This window comes from Intestinimonas massiliensis (ex Afouda et al. 2020) (genome assembly GCF_001244995.1).
GTDB lineage: Bacteria > Bacillota > Clostridia > Oscillospirales > Oscillospiraceae > Intestinimonas > Intestinimonas massiliensis.
This window is the reverse complement of the sequence record NZ_LN869529.1, coordinates 1,858,528-1,875,242: the sequence shown is the minus strand read 5'-3', so window position 1 is coordinate 1,875,242 and position 16,715 is coordinate 1,858,528. Positions and strand designations below refer to the sequence as shown.

13 protein-coding genes and 2 tRNA genes are annotated in these 16,715 nt (G+C 63.9%); 7 read left to right on the top strand and 8 right to left on the bottom strand.

Features of this window, described 5'->3' with window-relative positions:
• The first annotated feature begins 84 nt into the window (after positions 1 to 84).
• Entirely contained in the window at positions 85 to 1,470 is a 1,386-nt protein-coding gene (locus BN2154_RS13010) for a uracil-xanthine permease family protein (protein ID WP_050619184.1), read from the top strand.
• A gap of 293 nt (positions 1,471 to 1,763) precedes the next feature.
• Here the strand turns inward: BN2154_RS13010 and BN2154_RS13005 are convergent, their stop codons facing one another.
• Positions 1,764 to 2,141, bottom strand: coding sequence for a hypothetical protein (locus tag BN2154_RS13005; protein WP_050619183.1), 378 nt, complete (start codon positions 2,139 to 2,141; stop codon positions 1,764 to 1,766).
• Between the two features lie 229 nt (positions 2,142 to 2,370).
• Between BN2154_RS13005 and BN2154_RS13000 the strand changes: the two genes are divergently transcribed.
• The gene (locus BN2154_RS13000) at positions 2,371 to 2,943 is read left to right on the top strand and encodes an ECF transporter S component (protein ID WP_050619182.1); all 573 of its coding nucleotides are present in this window, start codon (positions 2,371 to 2,373) and stop codon (positions 2,941 to 2,943) included.
• Positions 2,944 to 2,994: 51 nt separating this feature from the next.
• Here BN2154_RS13000 and BN2154_RS12995 read toward each other — a convergent pair whose 3' ends face one another.
• Complete coding sequence (locus tag BN2154_RS12995) at positions 2,995 to 4,191, bottom strand: pyridoxal phosphate-dependent aminotransferase (RefSeq protein ID WP_050619181.1); 1,197 nt, start codon at positions 4,189 to 4,191, stop codon at positions 2,995 to 2,997.
• A gap of 307 nt (positions 4,192 to 4,498) precedes the next feature.
• Between BN2154_RS12995 and BN2154_RS12990 the strand changes: the two genes are divergently transcribed.
• Positions 4,499 to 4,927: an Hsp20/alpha crystallin family protein gene (locus BN2154_RS12990; protein WP_050619180.1), complete on the top strand. Its 429-nt coding sequence runs from the start codon at positions 4,499 to 4,501 to the stop codon at positions 4,925 to 4,927.
• Between the two features lie 108 nt (positions 4,928 to 5,035).
• Positions 5,036 to 7,645 (top strand): ATP-dependent chaperone ClpB, encoded by a 2,610-nt coding sequence (gene clpB, locus BN2154_RS12985; RefSeq protein ID WP_050619179.1) that lies wholly within the window; start codon positions 5,036 to 5,038, stop codon positions 7,643 to 7,645.
• Positions 7,646 to 7,833: 188 nt separating this feature from the next.
• Here the strand turns inward: clpB and BN2154_RS12980 are convergent, their stop codons facing one another.
• On the bottom strand, positions 7,834 to 8,697 hold the full coding sequence (locus BN2154_RS12980; protein ID WP_050619178.1) for a DegV family protein: 864 nt from the start codon (positions 8,695 to 8,697) through the stop codon (positions 7,834 to 7,836).
• A 122-nt stretch (positions 8,698 to 8,819) separates the two neighbouring features.
• Here BN2154_RS12980 and BN2154_RS12975 point away from each other — a divergent pair, with 122 nt between their 5' ends.
• Entirely contained in the window at positions 8,820 to 9,431 is a 612-nt protein-coding gene (locus BN2154_RS12975) for a TetR/AcrR family transcriptional regulator (protein WP_050619640.1), read from the top strand.
• A 6-nt stretch (positions 9,432 to 9,437) separates the two neighbouring features.
• On the opposite strand, the gene BN2154_RS16580 is transcribed toward BN2154_RS12975, so the two are convergent.
• Positions 9,438 to 10,433: a tRNA nucleotidyltransferase/poly(A) polymerase-related protein gene (locus BN2154_RS16580; protein WP_050619177.1), complete on the bottom strand. Its 996-nt coding sequence runs from the start codon at positions 10,431 to 10,433 to the stop codon at positions 9,438 to 9,440.
• Between the two features lie 111 nt (positions 10,434 to 10,544).
• On the opposite strand from BN2154_RS16580, the gene murC reads away from it, so the two are divergent.
• Positions 10,545 to 11,918, top strand: coding sequence for a UDP-N-acetylmuramate--L-alanine ligase (gene murC, locus BN2154_RS12965; protein ID WP_050619176.1), 1,374 nt, complete (start codon positions 10,545 to 10,547; stop codon positions 11,916 to 11,918).
• Between the two features lie 49 nt (positions 11,919 to 11,967).
• Here murC and BN2154_RS12960 read toward each other — a convergent pair whose 3' ends face one another.
• Positions 11,968 to 12,870 (bottom strand): NAD(P)/FAD-dependent oxidoreductase, encoded by a 903-nt coding sequence (locus tag BN2154_RS12960; RefSeq protein WP_050619175.1) that lies wholly within the window; start codon positions 12,868 to 12,870, stop codon positions 11,968 to 11,970.
• A gap of 315 nt (positions 12,871 to 13,185) precedes the next feature.
• A tRNA-Leu gene (locus BN2154_RS12955) sits at positions 13,186 to 13,270 on the bottom strand.
• 187 nt (positions 13,271 to 13,457) lie between these two features.
• Between BN2154_RS12955 and BN2154_RS12950 the strand changes: the two genes are divergently transcribed.
• A tRNA-Leu gene (locus tag BN2154_RS12950) sits at positions 13,458 to 13,545 on the top strand.
• Between the two features lie 189 nt (positions 13,546 to 13,734).
• Here the strand turns inward: BN2154_RS12950 and BN2154_RS12945 are convergent.
• Positions 13,735 to 15,843, bottom strand: coding sequence for a sensor histidine kinase (locus BN2154_RS12945; protein WP_050619174.1), 2,109 nt, complete (start codon positions 15,841 to 15,843; stop codon positions 13,735 to 13,737).
• A gap of 24 nt (positions 15,844 to 15,867) precedes the next feature.
• Positions 15,868 to 16,563 carry a response regulator transcription factor gene (locus BN2154_RS12940; protein ID WP_050619173.1) on the bottom strand — a complete coding sequence of 232 codons (696 nt, stop codon included), beginning with the start codon at positions 16,561 to 16,563 and terminating at the stop codon, positions 15,868 to 15,870.
• Positions 16,564 to 16,715 lie beyond the last annotated feature (152 nt).

Genomic DNA, 16,715 nt, shown 5'->3' with positions numbered 1-16,715 from the left:
TTTTGTTGACAATCACGTGGTGATTGTCTTTTTTTTGCCCAAATGCGGGCCAGACGCAAGAGAGAAGAGAGAAGGAGAGACGACATGAACACCAATGAACCCATCCGCGACGCCCGGCAGCTCGGCCTGCCCAAGATGCTGATCCTGGGCCTGCAGCACATGTTCGCCATGTTCGGCGCCACCGTGCTGGTCCCCATCCTGGTCCAGAGCTACGGCCTGCCTCTGTCCATCCAGACCACCCTGTTTTTCGCCGGGATCGGCACCTTGTTCTTCCATGTCTGTACCAAGCTGAAGGTCCCCGCTTTCCTGGGGTCCTCCTTTGCCTACCTGGGCGGCTTCCAGGCCATGGCCAAGCTGGACGCCGGGCGGTACGCCGCTATGGAGGCGGGCGAGAAGCTCCAGTATGCCTGCGGCGGTATCGTGGTGGCCGGCCTGCTGTATGTGGTGCTGGCCGCCGTCATCAAGGCTGTGGGCGTCAAAAAGGTCATGCGCTTCCTGCCGCCGGTGGTCACCGGGCCCATGATCATCCTCATCGGCCTGTCCCTGGCCCCCTCTGCCGTCACCAACGCCTCCTCCTGCTGGTGGCTGGCCATTCTGTCCATCGCCGTCATCGTGGTCGCCAACATCTGGGGCAGGGGCATGATCAAGATCATCCCCATCCTGCTGGGCGTGGTGATCCCCTACCTGGTGGCCCTCGCCGCCAACGCCATGGGCGCCACCGCCGTCAACGCCGCCGGCGAGCTGGTCCCCCTCATGGACTTCTCCGCCGTGACCAAGGCCCAGCTCCTGGGCTTCCAGCCCTTTGTCACCGAATTCAGCGGCAGCGTGGCCAAATTTGACCTGACCGCCATCCTGGTCATGGCCCCCATCGCCATCGCCGCCATGATGGAGCATATCGGGGACATGTCCGCCATCTCCGCCACCGTGGGCGAAAATTTCATCGAGAATCCCGGCCTCCACCGCACCCTCATCGGCGACGGCATCGCCACCTCCCTGGCCGGCCTGTTCGGCGGCCCGGCCAACACCACCTACGGCGAGAACACCGGCGTGCTGGTCCTCTCCCGGGTCTACGACCCCAAGGTGGTCCGGCTGGCGGCGCTCTATGCCGTGGTGCTGTCCTTCTCCCCCGCCTTTGCCGCCCTGGTCAACTCCATCCCCACCGCCATCATCGGCGGCGTGTCCTTCATCCTGTACGGCATGATCTCCGCCATCGGCGTGCGCAATGTGGTGGAGAACCGGGTGGACTTTACCAACTCCCGCAACCTGATCATCGCTGCCGTCATCCTGGTATGCGGTCTGGGCTTCTCCGGCGGCATTACCTTTGCGGTGGGCGAGGCCCACATCACTCTGACCGCGCTGGCCATCGCCGCCATTGCGGGCATCGCCCTCAACGCCGTCCTCCCTGGAAAGGACTACGAGTTCGGGACCGATGTTACGGAGGGCCGTTCCGCCGACATGGGCCGGTACTGAGCGGATACAAAAAACGGGGGAGGACCATCGGCCCTCCCCCGTCTCAGCTTGTCGAAAAAGGCCTTTGGCCTTTTTCGACAGAGAGATGCATGACGGACAGGACTCGATTCTTGCAGAAAAGTCGCCCTGTCCGTCATGAGAGGTGTCATTTCCGACGCGCATGTCGCCGAAAATGACGGAGCTTCCTTTCCTTCCGCCGTCTGCGGACGACGGAACTCTGCGAGGCTCTTCTCCAGGAGGTTTTTTCGACAGCCTGAAACGGGGGAGGGCCATCGGCCCTCCCCCGTCTCTTTTTATTGAATGTATACCGTAATGGGCCGGGCGGAGAGCCTCCCGTCCCGGCTCTCCACCCACACATTCCCCAGGCCGGGGCGGCAGGCGTGCAGCGCCCCGGTGGCGTGAATCACGGCGACGCCGTCGTCGAAGTCGGCATGCCAGCACAGCTCTAGCTGCTCCAGAGCCTTGGCGGAGGCGGGACTGCCGTCGACGGTGGTCCCCTCCACCGGGAGATGCACCGTGTCCCCCACTTCCAAATAGAGGCTCTCGACGGGGATGCGGAGGGTTTGGACCGCCGGAGTCCCCAGAGACCAAGCCGCTGACAGGCCTACGGCCAGAAAGGACCAGGTGATCAGCGCCGCCGTCACGATCTTTTTCAGCCTTTGCAGTTCCATTGCTCTCCGCGCCCCCTCCCGGTCAGCGATTCATATTGTTTTTATTGTAGCACACCCCGCCGGTCCTGTCCACTATGGCCCAAACTGACCTTATCAAATTTTCTGAATCTGGCATTTGAACTATAGTCAGTTTCTGCTATAATGAGGTCCGATGAAGAAACCCAACCGGGTTTCTTTCCACGGAACATGCAGAGAGAAACGCAACCAAACGATCAAGGGAGTGTGCATTATGAAACAGCGTTTTACCACCCGGAAGCTGGCCTTCCTGGGGATGATGACCGCGTTGGTCTTTGCCAGCAACTATGCCCGCATCATCATGCCCATCGCCATCGGAGGCCGGACCTCCTTCACCCTGGCCAACATCGTCTGCTGCCTGTCGGGCCTGCTGCTGGGCCCCATCGGCGGCTTGGCCTCCGGCCTGGGCTCCGCCCTCTATGACCTAACCAACCCCCTCTACGCCGCCGAGTGCTGGATCACCCTTCTCACCAAGGGTCTGATGGGTACGGTGGCGGGCCTGGTGGTGGCCCGGTATGTCAACGACGAGAAGCTGGCCTACCCCAGATGCCTGCTGGGGGCCGTGCTGGGTTGCGTGGCCTACTACATCCTCTACTTCTTCAAGAGCGTGGCCTACGACGGCGTCCTGGTGGAGGGGCTCCAGCCCATGGTGGCCCTGGCCGCCCTGCCTCTGAAGTTCCCCGCCTCCATCTTCAACGCCGCGGTGGCCATCATCGCCGCCCCGCCCCTGTGCATCGCCCTGCGGGCGGCGCTGCGCCGCAGCGGACTGAGCCTGAAAACCGCCTGAGACGGAGGAACAGAGCCGGACAGCTTGCTGTCCGGCTCTGTTTTTCTTATTTTATGACAGTCCGTATTCCTTGGCCAGCCGTTCAAAGACGGGTAGGGCCCTTTGGACCGTTTTGGTGGAGGTGCAGAAGGCGATGCGGCACCAGCCGGGGCAGGCGAAGTCGTCGGTGGGGGGGAAGAGCAGGTCGTACTCCCGGGCCCGCTGGCAGAAGGCGGCGGCGTCGGGCTCGGGAGACTGGAGCAGCAGGTAGAAGGTGCCGCCGGGCTCCATGCAGGTGTAGCCCATGCCGGTCAGGCCGTGGTAGAGCAGGTCCCGGTTGGTCTGGTAGACGGTGAGGTCGGCGGTGAGCCCGTCGCAGGCGGCGGCCACCCGCTGGAACAGGCTGGGGGCGTTGACGTAGCCCAGCACCCGGCCGGCCCCGCAGACGGCGGCATAGAGCGCGTCGTGCTCCGCGGCGGCGGGGGGGACCAGGATATAGCCGATGCGCTCACCGGGCAGGGATAGGGACTTGGAATAGGAATAGCACACCAGAGTGTCGTCGTAGAAATCGGGCAGCCAGGGGGCGGAGAAGCCGGCAAAGACGATCTCCCGGTAGGGCTCGTCGGAGATGAGGTAGATGGGGTGGCCGTAAGCGGCGGCCTTGCGCCGGAGGATGGCGGCGATGGCCCGGAGGGTGTCGGCGGAGTAGACCACGCCGGAGGGGTTGTTGGGGGAGTTGACCACCACGCCCTTGGTACGGGGGCCGACGGCGGACTCGAAGGCGGTCAGGTCGGGCTGGAAGGTGGCGTAGTCCGGGGGGACCACCACCGGCTTGCCGCCGTTGCCGGAGACGAAGTAGGTATATTCGGTGAAGAAGGGGGCGAAGAGGACGAACTCGTCGCCGGGGCAGGCCAGGGCCCGGAAGCAGCAGCACAGAGCCGCCGCCGCCCCCACCGTCAGGTACAGGTCGCCGGGCCCGTAGCTCCCGCCGAAGCGGCGGGACAGGGAGTCCGCCAGGGCCTGCCGGACGGACCAATCGCCCTGGGCGGTGGTATAGCCGTGGATGGAGGCCCCCTCGGGCGAGTCCAGGATGGCCCGGATGGTGTCGTTCACCTGGGCCGGAGGGGCCACGGAGGGATTGCCCAGAGAGAAATCCAGCACGTTCTCCGCCCCGACCTCCCGGGCGCGGAGCAGTCCATATTCCCGGATTTCCCGCATGATGTTTCGTTTGGTGCCCATCTGCACCAGGTCCTGCGGCAGATTGCTCATTGCTGTGACCTCCGTGTCCTGAAAAGATTGACCACATTGTAGCACGGCAAAGCAAAAAAGAAAAGAGGTAATCCGAACTTAGCACTCTTACGTATAGAGTGCTAAGTTTACAATCTGGACATAATTTATTGTATATTTGTTCACAGAATCACACTATACTAAGCTCAGAAATAAAGAGAAGGGAATGGCCCGGAGGCGGGTTTGATTCCCGGAAAGAGGATGGTCGCCATGAAAAACGTCAGGTTTTAGCACAAGAATCATTTGATTGCTAACATCGTCTTTTGTATTGTGAAAGGAGTTTTCCATTATGTTTGGTATGGTTCCGTTTGAGCGTCACGAGGACAATTTCTTTGATGTGTTCGACAACTTTGAGCGTAAGTTCTTCGGCAACAGCAGCGCCAATCTTCCCGCCTTCCGCACCGACATCAAGGATGCGGACGACAAGTTCGTTTTAGAAGCCGAGCTGCCCGGCTTTGACAAGGAGGACATCTCCCTGGATGTGAAGGACGGCATCCTGACCATCTCCGCCCAGCACAAGGAGGAGAAGGAGGACAAGGACGAGAAAGGCCAGTATATCCGCCGGGAGCGCCGGTACGGCTCTTTCCGCCGCAGCTTCGACGTCACGGGCATCGACGAAAACGGCATCACCGCCGCCTACAGCAACGGCATCCTGACCCTGAACCTGCCCAAGACCGTCCCCGCCGTGCCGGAGACCCGCAGGATCGCCATTGAGTAACCCCCCAGCGTTGACAGTCCGTTCCCCAGAGCGTGGGGCGCCGGCCCGCGGCCGGCGCCCCATTTTTTATCCCAAATTTTTCGCCCCACGAAAGGAGCGTACAGACCTATGAATCTGAATCAATTTACACAGAAATCCCTGGAGGCCGTCCAGTCCGCCCAGACCATCGCGCAGGAGTACGGCAACCAGCAGATCGAGCAGGCCCATCTGCTCTACGCCCTGCTGAAGCAGGAAAACGGCCTGATCCCCCAGCTTCTGGGTAATCTGGGCCTGACGGTGCCCAGCTTTGAGGCCGCCGTCCGGGCTGAGGTGGAGAAGCTCCCCCGGGTGAGCGTGGGCGGCCGGGAGGCGGGAAAAATCTACATTGCCCCGGATGTGGACAAGGCCCTCAGCACCGCTGAGTCCATCGCCGGGTCCATGAAGGACGAGTACGTGTCGGTAGAGCACCTGTTCCTGGCCCTGCTGGATACCGCCAACTCCTCCCTGAAGGACCTGTACCGCACCTACAACATCACCCGGGAGGGGGTGCTGAAGGCCCTCACCGCCGTCCGGGGCAACCAGAGGGTGACCTCCGACAACCCGGAGGAGACCTACGACGCCCTGAAGAAGTATGGCTCCGACCTGGTGGAGCGGGCCCGGCAGAACAAGCTGGACCCGGTCATCGGCCGGGACGACGAGATCCGAAACGTCATCCGCATCCTGAGCCGGAAGTCCAAGAACAACCCCGTGCTCATCGGCGAGCCCGGCGTGGGCAAGACCGCCATCGCCGAGGGCCTGGCCCAGCGGATCGTCAAGGGGGACGTGCCCGCAAGCCTGAAGGACAAGACCATCTTCGCCCTGGATATGGGCTCCCTCGTCGCCGGGGCCAAATACCGCGGCGAATTCGAGGAGCGGCTGAAGGCCGTGCTGAGTGAGGTCAGGAAGTCCGAGGGGCGGATTCTTCTCTTCATCGACGAGCTGCACACCATCGTGGGCGCCGGCAAGACCGAGGGCGCCATGGACGCGGGCAATCTCCTCAAGCCCATGCTGGCCCGGGGCGAGCTCCACTGCATCGGCGCCCCCCCCCTCAACGAGTACCGCCAGTATATCGAAAAGGACGCCGCTCTGGAGCGGCGGTTCCAGCCCGTCATGGTCAGCGAGCCCACGGTGGAGGACACCGTGGCCATCCTCCGGGGCTTAAAGGAGCGCTACGAGGTGTTCCACGGTGTGAAGATCACCGACGGGGCCATCATCGCCGCCGCCACCCTGTCCAACCGCTATATCACCGACCGCTTCCTGCCCGACAAGGCCATCGACCTGGTGGACGAGGCCTGCGCCATGATCCGCACCGAGATCGACTCCATGCCCACCGAGCTGGACGTCATCCAGCGGAAGATCATCCAGCTCCAGATCGAGGAGGCCGCCCTCAAGAAGGAGGACGACGCCCTGTCCCGGGAGCACCTGGCCGAGCTCCAGAAGGAGCTGGCCGAGCTGCGGGACGAGTTTAACGCCAAAAAGGCCCAGTGGGAGAACGAGAAAAACGCCATTGGCAAGGTCCAGAAGCTCCGGGAGGAGCTGGAGCAGGCCAACGCCGATCTGGAGAAGGCCCAGCGGGAGTACGACCTGAACAAGGCCGCCGAGCTGCAGTACGGCCGCATCCCGGAGCTGAAAAAGGAACTGGAGGCCGAGGAGCAGATCGCCCAGGCGGGCAAGGAGCGCTCCCTGCTGCGGGACAAGGTCACCGAGGAGGAGATCGCCCGCATCATCGAGCGGTGGACCGGCATCCCGGTGAGCCGGCTTATGGAGGGCGAGCGGGAGAAGCTGCTCCACCTGGAGGATATCCTCCACCAGCGGGTGGTGGGTCAGGACGAGGCCGTGCGCCTGGTGGCCGAGTCCATCCTGCGCTCCCGGGCCGGCATCGCGGACCCTGACCGGCCCATCGGCTCCTTCCTGTTCCTGGGCCCCACCGGCGTGGGCAAGACCGAGCTGGCTAAGACCCTGGCCGAGGCCCTGTTCGACAGTGAGAAGAATCTGGTGCGCATCGACATGTCCGAGTACATGGAGAAATTCTCCGTGTCCCGTCTGATCGGCGCCCCTCCCGGATACGTGGGCTATGAGGAGGGCGGCCAGCTCACCGAGGCCGTGCGCCGCCATCCCTACTGCGTGGTCCTCTTCGACGAGGTGGAGAAGGCCCACCCCGACGTGTTCAACATCCTGCTCCAGGTCCTGGACGACGGCCGCATTACCGACAGCCAGGGCCGGACGGTGGACTTCAAAAACACCATCATCATCCTGACCTCCAACCTGGGCTCCCAGTTCCTGCTGGACGGCATCGGGCCCGACGGCGCGATCACCGAGGAGGCCCGGAACCAGGTCAGCGAGCTGCTCAAGCGGTCCTTCCGGCCAGAGTTCCTGAACCGGCTGGACGAGATCGTGTTCTACAAGCCCCTGACCAAGGACAACGTCACCCACATCATCGACCTGATGGCGGCCGAGCTGAACCGGCGTCTGAGCGACAAGCAGCTCACCGTGAACCTGACCGACCGGGCCAAGGAGCACATCATCGACAGCGCCTACGATCCCATTTACGGCGCCCGGCCCCTGCGCCGGTATCTCCAGCACACGGTGGAGACCCTCATCAGCCGGAAGATCATTGCCGGCGAGGTGGAGCAGGGCGACACCCTGGCCGTGGACTGCCGGGACGGCGCGCTCACGGTCAGCGCCGTCCGGGTAGAGTGAGTACGGCGGACGGACCTGAAAGACGAAGAAAACCCCGGAGCGGACCGCCGTCCGCTCCGGGGTTTTTGCGCCGGAAGGAAAAATTCCGGAACATCTCACCCGCGGTCCGCGGGCGATGTGCGGTTTACCATGGGGGTTCCCTGGTGCCAGCGATTGCGGGCGGAAGGCCGCACCGCGCTTTGGGCCATTCAGTCCAGTACCTGTACCGCGGCGCCCAGCACGCCGGAGCCGATGTAGACGCTGAGGGTGCCGTCGATCTCGCCCTCCCACACGTGGTCGTAGTGGGGCAGGGCGGCCTTCAGCTTCTCCTTGAGCTGGGCCATCTCCTCAGGGGCCCCGCCGTTGGCCACGGCCAGGTTGTACTTTTTGTGGCTGCCGCAGGATTTGACCACCAGGTCGATGAGCTTATCCTGAACCTGTCTGCGCCCTCGGACCTTGGCGATGGACTGGAGCTGCCCGTCGGGGGCGAAGGTGATGAGGGGCTTGATCTGGAGCATGGTGCCCGCCATGGCGGTGACCTTGCCGATGCGACCGCCCTTGAGCAGGTACTCCAGGGTGTCCACCGAGAAGAAGGGAAAGGTGCTCTGGATGAGATAGGGCACCCGTCTGTGGGTCAGCTCCCGCCAGGAGGCGCCGGAGCGCAGGTCCTCGGCAAGCTGGAGCAGGGTCATGCCCATACCCAGGGCCCCGCTCACCGAGTCGTAGACCTTGATTTCCAGATCGCGGCGCTCCTCGGCCAGCAGCCGGGTCATATTATAGGTGCCGGACAGGCCGCTGGAGAGCATGACGGCGATGACCCCGTCGTACCCCTCCGCGGCGATGCGGTCGAAGGCGCCGGTGATGTCCTCCCCGGCGGGGAGAGAGGTCTTGGGCAGCTCGCCGGAGCGGAGCCTGGCGTAGATGTCGGCGGGGTGGATGTCCACTCCGTCCCGGTATTCCCCATCGGCGCAGCGGATGTGCAGGGGCACCACATGGATGTGGTTTTCCTCCGCCAACTGGGGGGAGAGATCGGCGCAGGAATCGGTCAGCAGCGCGATTTTGCGGGGAGCCATACGAGCATCACTTCTCCATCTCTTGACAGGGGAAAGCCCTTGTCTTATAATAGTCACATAACATTGTTATGTAATTATAGGGCATGGAGGGGCGAATGTCAACCGCCCGGAAAGGAAAAAACATGAGCTATGCACAACGGCGCCAGGCCCAGGCCCGCCAGACCGAGCGGAACATTCTCCAGGCGGCTCTGACCCTCATGCGGGAACGGGGCTTTGACAAGGTGTCCATCCGGGACATCTGCAAGCAGGCGGGTATCACCACCGGGGCCTTTTACCACCACTTCCCCTCCAAGGAATCCCTGCTCAACAAGGGCTTTGCCCCCCTGGATGACTATATGGAGGCGGCCCTCCGCGGCCATGAGGCGGACGAGCCGGCGGAGCGCCTGGGGCACATCCTGTCGGCCTATGCCCGGTTCATGGAGGAGGAGGGCGGCGAGCTGACGGGGCGCTACTATGTGCGCCGGATCACCGACCCCACTACGCAGTCCATGGATTCTTCCCGGTACACGCTGCGAGCCATGGTAGAGTGCTTCCGCCAGGCCCAGCGGGAGGGCATCCTGGCCTCGGGACGCAGCCCGGAGTGGGTGGCCGACTTCTGCTACCGGCACTTCCGGGGCGTGGTGATCGACTGGGTATTGCACAACTATTCCTATCGATTGTTGCCTAAAATGGAGGAGGACTATCAGCTTTTTACCGGGTTTTTCCAGAAAACGGCGGCAAAAGAACGGACCTGACGTCGGTCAGGTCCGTTCTTTTGCCAAGGAGAGCAGGAACTCCCGCTGGTTGTCCCCCGGATGGGCCCGCACGTGCTCCAGCAGGGCCCAGCGGGTCCGGCCGATGTCCCCGCCCCGCAGGCCCAGGTCGTACAGGTCCCGGCCGGTGACGGCCAGGGCGGCCAGCTCCCGGTCCTCCGGATGGAGTACCGCCCGGCGCAGAGCCCGCTCCACCGGCAGCCGGGTAATGTCCAGCCCCGTGGCGGCACAGAAGGCGCCCCAACGGTGGGCGGGCGTGGCGGGCAGGGCCGCCAGAGCCGACAGCTCCACCTGCCGGGCGGGGGCCCCGAAGCGCACCAGCATTCCCAGCTCCACCGGCAGGGCGGCCAGACTAGGGTGGGGAGAGAGGAGGGTCTTCTCCAGCTCGGCGCGGATGCGTTCGCCGGAGACCCGCTCCAGCAGGGGGGCACAGGAGGCCAGGGCGGCGGCAGTCCGCGCCTCCAGGGAAAAACCGAGCTGGGCGGCGAAGCGCACCGCCCGCAGCATCCGCAGGGCGTCCTCGGTAAAGCGGCGCTCCGGCTCTCCCACACAGCGGATGAGGCGGCGGGCCAGGTCGGCCCGGCCGTCGAAGGGGTCGAGCACCGATCCGTCCGGGGCCAGGGCCATGGCGTTGATGGTGAAATCCCGGCGGGCCAGGTCCTCCCGGAGCCCCACGCCAAAGGTGACGCGGTCCGGGTGCCGCCCGTCGGAGTAGCCGCTTTCCCCGCGGAAGGTGGTGACCTCCAGGGCCATGCCGCCCAGCAGCACCGTGACGGTGCCGTGCTTCAGGCCGGTGGGCACGGTGCGTTCAAACAGGGCCGTCACGGCCTCGGGCCGGGCGGAGGTGGCGATGTCCCAGTCGCCGGGGGCGCGGCCCAGCAACAGGTCCCGGACGCACCCCCCCACCGGGCAGGCCTCATACCCCGCCCGGCGCAGCGTGCCGCAGCACGCCGCCACCGGGGCCGGCCAGTTGGGCAGGTCCATCCCGTTTTCCCCCTCTCGCTGGTATCTTTTACTTGCCTAACGTCTATAATGGAGATATAATATTTTGATTTCCCCTGCATTATAATCTCAAACAAAGGGTGTGTAAACCCCATGACGGTTTTGAACATTGACGATTACATCAAGCCCGGCCGCCGGGCCCACCTGGTGGGCGTCGGCGGCGTATCCATGTCCCCGCTGGCGGAAGTCCTCCACGGTGCGGGCATGGTCATCACCGGCTCCGATATGCACGACAGCGCCACAGTGGAGCATCTGCGCTCCTTGGGTATCCACGTCACCGTAGGCCACCGGGCGGAGAACGTGGCGGGGGCCGAGCTGGTCATCCGCACCGCCGCCGTCCACGACGTCAACCCCGAGATCGCCGCCGCCCGGGAGGCGGGCATCCCCGTCTTTGAGCGGGCCCAGGCCTGGGGCTCCATCATGAAGCACTATCGCAACGCCCTGTGCATCTCGGGCACCCACGGAAAGACTACCACCACCTCCATGTGCACCCACATCATCATGGCCGCCGGACTGGACCCCACGGTGATGATCGGAGGCACTCTGCCCCTGCTGGGGGCGGGACACCGGGTGGGTCGGGGGGAGACCATCATCCTGGAGTCCTGCGAGTACTGCAACTCCTTTTTGTCCTTCTTCCCCACGGTGGCGGTCATCCTGAACATCGAGGCGGACCACCTGGACTTTTTCAAGGATCTGGAGGATGTGGAGCACTCCTTCCGGCGCTTTGCCGACCGGGTGCCCGAGGGCGGGCGCATCATCGCCAACCGGGACGACGCCAACACCATGCGCACCCTGGAGGGGGAGAGCCGCCCCGTCACCACCTTTGGCCTGGAGGCGGGGGACGTCCACGCGGCAGGTCTGATCTGGGAAAGGGGCCTGCCCGCCTTCGACGTGGTGTACCGGGGGGAGACCTTTGCCCATGTATCCCTGCGGGTGCCGGGGGTTCACAATGTGAAAAACGCCCTGGCCGCCGCCGCCGCGTCCATCGCCCTGGGGGTCCCCGCCCGGGCGGTGGAGGAGGGGCTGAACGCCTTTCGGGGGGCGGGCCGCCGCCTGGAGCACAAGGGCAGCTTCCATGGGGCGGAGGTCTTTGACGACTACGCCCACCACCCCGGCGAGCTGAAGGCCCTGCTGGATACCGCCCGCACCCTGGGGTACGAGCGGGTGATCTGCGCCTTCCAGCCCCACACCTATACCCGCACCGCCGCCCTGTTCGACGACTTTGCGGAGGTGCTGAAAAAGCCGGACGTGACCCTCCTGGCGGAGATCTTTGCCGCCCGGGAGACCAACGACATCGGCATCTCCTCCCGGGACCTGGCGGAGCAGATCCCCGGCGCGGAATATTATGCCACGCTGCCCGAGGTGACCGCCCGGCTGCGGGAGCTGGCCCGGCCCGGAGACCTGATTCTCACCGTGGGGGCCGGAGACATCTACACCGCGGGAGAGGCCCTAGTCCGGGGCGAATGAAGGGAAAAATGCGGGGCCCTCAAGGTGTTGAGGGCCCCGCATTTTTGGGTTACCGGAGGCCCAGGTACTGCCCCGCCCGGCTGGCGGCGGCGGCCCCGTCGGCGGCGGCGGTGACCAACTGCCGCAGGTCCTTGGTGCGGGTATCCCCGGCGGCGAACACGCCGGGCACGTTGGTGGCGCAGTCCTCGCCAGAACGGATATAGCCGCCCTGGTCCAGCTCCACCGGAGGGGAGAAGGGGGCGTTGTCGGGAATGAGGCCCACGGCGGCGAATACCCCCGCCACCGGCAGGGTAGTCTCACCCTCTGGCCCGACCAGGCGTAAGGCCTCCACCTGGTGATCGCCCCGAATCTCCAGCACCCGGTGCTCCATCAGAAACTTGATATTGTCCTTGCCCGCCAAAGCGTCGATGAGGTGCCGTTCCGCCCGGAACTGGTTCCGGCGGTGGATGAGCCATACCGTGGGACAGAGAGCGGAGAGATAGACGGCGTCCTCCAGCGCGGTGTTGCCGCCGCCGATCACGGCTACATTCCGGCCCCGGAAAAAGCCGCCGTCGCAGGTGGCACAGTAGGAAACGCCGCTGCCCGCCAGCCGCGCCTCGCCGGGAACGTCCAGCTTCCGGCGGCGGACGCCGTTGGCCAGGATGACCGCCCGGCCCTGAAAGGCTTGCTCCCCGGCCAGCACTGTCTTGACCGCTCCTTCGTCCCGCAGGCCGGTGACGGCGGCGAAGGCGACCTCCGCCCCCAGGTCCTGGACCTGCTGGTACAGGTTCATGGCGAAGTCGGCTCCGCCGATGGCGGGTGTGCCCGGCCAGTTTTCCACGTTGGGAGTAGTGGCGGCCTGGCCGCCGGGGACGCCTCCCTCCAGGATGAGGACGGTGTGGCCCGCCCTCCGGGCATAGAGCGCGGCCGTTAGGCCGGCCGGCCCCGCGCCCACAATGATGATGTCGTACATAAAAATACCTCCGATGTGATACAGGATTTCCTTGTGTGGGTCTACTATATCACACCGGAGGCGTTTCATACAGCTTAATTTTGTATCCCCCGGGATTGGAGGCGTGCGTTGTTTTACCTGGATTGGCAGATCATCCGCGGAGACACCATTGGCGCCTGCCTTCCGATCAAATTATGCGGCAGTGGCCACACGAATCGACCGCTTGGCGGTTTATTCCGTAGACATTATTTAGAGGCTGGGAGAAAGCATATAGGAACGACAAAACGAAAAGACCCCGAAAACCTTGCAAACACAAGGCTTCCAGGGTCCTGCTGATGGTGCGGCTGACGGGACTTGAACCCGTACGTCGTGAAACACACGCCCCTCAAACGTGCCTGTCTACCAGTTCCAGCACAGCCGCATAAACAGCCTGTTAGAAAAAGACTGCCTGATTATTATAGCGGCCTCTTCTCTTTTTGTCAACCTGATTTTTTCTGGATGCCCTGCCGCTCCCCATTTTCTTTTTTGCAAAAAAGTCGAAGAAGGTATTGACATCCGGATAAGCACATGGTATTATAATTTTCGCGCTGAACAGGGCGCAGCGGTGTGCGCGAGTGGTGGAATTGGCAGACTCGCTAGATTCAGGTTCTAGTGTGCATTACGCACGTGCGGGTTCAAGTCCCGCCTCGCGCACCAAAACGAGAGGTCTTACAGCCTTTGAAAAGCTGTAAGACCTCTCGTTTTTGCATTGTAATTTTTGGAGGGAACGGCAGACGGCCCTGCCTTTGGCGGCGGTTCAGGGTTGGCTGCTGGTAAAAGGAAAGGGGGGCAGGCTGAAAAATCAGCCTGCCCCCCTCCACAATGCTCTGCGGCGCAGTCCTTTCGCTACTCTGCCCCGGGCTGGGGGAGAGACTCTCGGTACTCGGGGAAGGTCACCACGGCCTTGAACAGGTCCCCGTCGATATCCAGGCGGAAGGCGCCGCCCTGGAGCTCGGTGAGACTGCGGGCAATGGACAGCCCCAGGCCGGAGCCCTCGGTGGTCCGGGAGACGTCGCCCCGGACGAACCGCTCCATGAGCTGGTCCGGCGGGATGTTGAGAGGATTCCTGGAGATATTCTTCACCGACAGAGCGACGCTGCCGTCCCAGGCTTTCACATCCAGATAGACCCGAGTGCCCGGCATGGCGTACTTGCAGCAGTTGCCCAGCAGGTTGTCGATGACCCGCCACAGATGCCGCCCATCGGCCTCCACGCAGAGCTCGTGGTCGGGACTGGTGAGGATGGGGGTGAGGCCGGCGGCCCGGAACTTCTCTTCGTACTCCCCCAGCGCCTGGTCCAGGAGTTGGGTAAAGCCCAGCCTTTCCCGGACCACCGACAGGGTCCCCGCGGACGCCTTGGAGGCCTCCACCAGGTCTTCGGTGAGCTTCTTGAGCCGCTGGCTCTTGCGCTCTAGCACCTCGATATACTCCTGGGCCTTGGGGTTGGGGATGTCCTCCTTTTTCAGCAGGTCCACGTAGTTGATGATAGAGGTAAGGGGAGTTTTAAGATCGTGGGAGACGTTGGTGATGAGCTCGGTCTTGAACCGCTCCGACTTCATGCGTTCGTCCACGGCGGTGTTGATGGCGCTGCCCAGGTCATTGAGCTGCCCGGCGTGCTCTTTCAGGTCGGGGAACATTTTGTCCGTGCTGATGCGGCAGTCGGGGTCCCCCCCCACGATGCGTCCAGTGCCCTCCCGGATGGCACGCCACTGGCGGACCCAGCGGCACAGGCACCACAGCACGAAGCCCTGCCACACCGGCACCAGCACTACGGTGGGAATGGTGACCACGGTGATGAGCACATAGAGCAGAAAGGTGAGCACAGGACGCCTGGTGACGTGCCAGTTGGCGGCCACGGGCTGGAAAAACCGGCCCAGCCAGGCGCAGAGACGCCCGATCAGGGTGTTGTGCAGCAGGGTCCGGGCCTTGATGCGCACGGCCAGGGTGTGGAGCAGGGCCAGGACCAGCGCGTCGATGAGGACGGTGAAGAAGCCCAGCCCCACATAGGCGGCGGGGCGGTCGGAGCCCTGATTGAAGCTCCAGGCCACCGAGTCCCCCGCCCCCAGCAGCAGGATTAGGATGAGGAAGCTGGCTCCCAGATAGAGGTCGAAGGGGACCCGGTCCTGCCAGTCGAGGTACAGTCCCTCCTGCTCCCGGCGCCAGCCGGCCCCCCGGCAGAAACGGAAGAGCAGCCACGCCGAAAGCAGCGTGGTGACGGCGGCCGCGGCGGCGATGGCGGGCAGGTAGGTTTGGGATTCCTGATAGTCCCGGGCGTCCTCCACGAAGGCGTCCTCCACGGTGAAGGGCCAGCGGACCCCCTCCTGCAGGGTGACGGAGGCGGTCTGGACCCGGCTGTCCCGGTCGGAGTGGTACTCCAGCCAGTCCTCCCCGTCGGAGAGCCAGCCGTACCGATTGTACCAGCCCGGCGTCTCCGCCGGGTCGCAGCGGACGAAGGCGTCCTCCGTCCCGCCGGTGCAGGCCATCAGGATGTTGCGGCCCGTGTCGGACTCATAGATGACGTAGTCGCTGCCGCGCAGATCCTCGCCCTGGGTGAGGGTATTCTCGCTGAGCTGGACGGCGGCGGCGGAATCCATGCTCTCTCCGTCGGGCAGGTTGGAGTAGAGCAGCGTGCCGCTCTGGTCGTGGATCTCAAAGCGGTAGTTGGTGGCGGCGGGGGAGAGGTTTTTCTTCAACTGCTCCAGCCGCTGCTGGTCGGCGTAGTTGAGCGCGCCGTCCCACCGCTGCTTCAGGCACAGCCGTTCCAGCTCCTCTGCCTGGTGGGAGTAGCGCTGCAGGGGGCCGTAGACGCTGTAGCTGCTGATATAGTCCCCCCCGGACCAGAGGTCGTCCCACCGGGACATGGTGAACAGACCGGTCCAGAAGGCGGCGGCGGTGACCGCCAGACAGAGAAGGGCCCGCAGGGTGCGGCGCAGGGGACCGGCGCGCTTTTTGTTCATCGGATCACTCCCTTGTGCGAGGAATCATTGCTTTTCCATCTTGTACCCCAGACCCCACACCACCTTGACGTACCGGGGGTTGGCGGGGTCGATCTCGATCTTTTCCCGCAGGTGGCGGATGTGGACGGCCACGGTGTTTTCCGAGCCCAGAGAGGGATCGTTCCACACCAGCTCATAGATCTGGCCGGTGGAGAAGACCCGGCCGGGGTTTTTCATCAGCAGGAGGAGGATGTTGTATTCGATGGGGGTGAGGTTGACCGGCTCGCCGTCCACGCTCACCGACTTGGCCCCGTCGTCCAGCACGATGCCGCCGTTGCGGAAGAGCAGCGCGTCGTCCTCCTTCGGGCGGCCACCCAGGGTGGTGTACCGCCGGAGCTGAGACTTGACCCGGGCCAGGACCTCGATGGGGTTGAAGGGCTTGGTGACATAGTCGTCCGCCCCGATGTTGAGACCCAGCACCTTGTCGGAGTCCTCGCTCTTGGCGGTGAGCAGGATGATGGGGATATTTGTGCTCTCCCGCAGCTTGGCGGTGGCCCGGATGCCGTCCAGGCGCGGCATCATCACGTCCATGAGGATCAGGTGGATGTCGTGCTCCTCCACCAGCTTCAGGGCCTCCAGACCGTCGTAGGCGTGGTAGGTCTTGTAGCCCTCGCTGGTGAGGTAGATGTCCAGGGCGGAGACGATATCCCGGTCGTCGTCGCAGATGAGAATGTGATACAACGCGCTCACTCCTTATGTGGTATCATAACAACAGAGTTTTAAGCCCCAAGAGGGGAATTGATTAAGAACTGCTTAAGGCGTACAGGAACATTTTACCCCATGACCCACCTAAAAAGCAAATGGATGGGCCTTCCATTCCAGGCTGGGCCGGG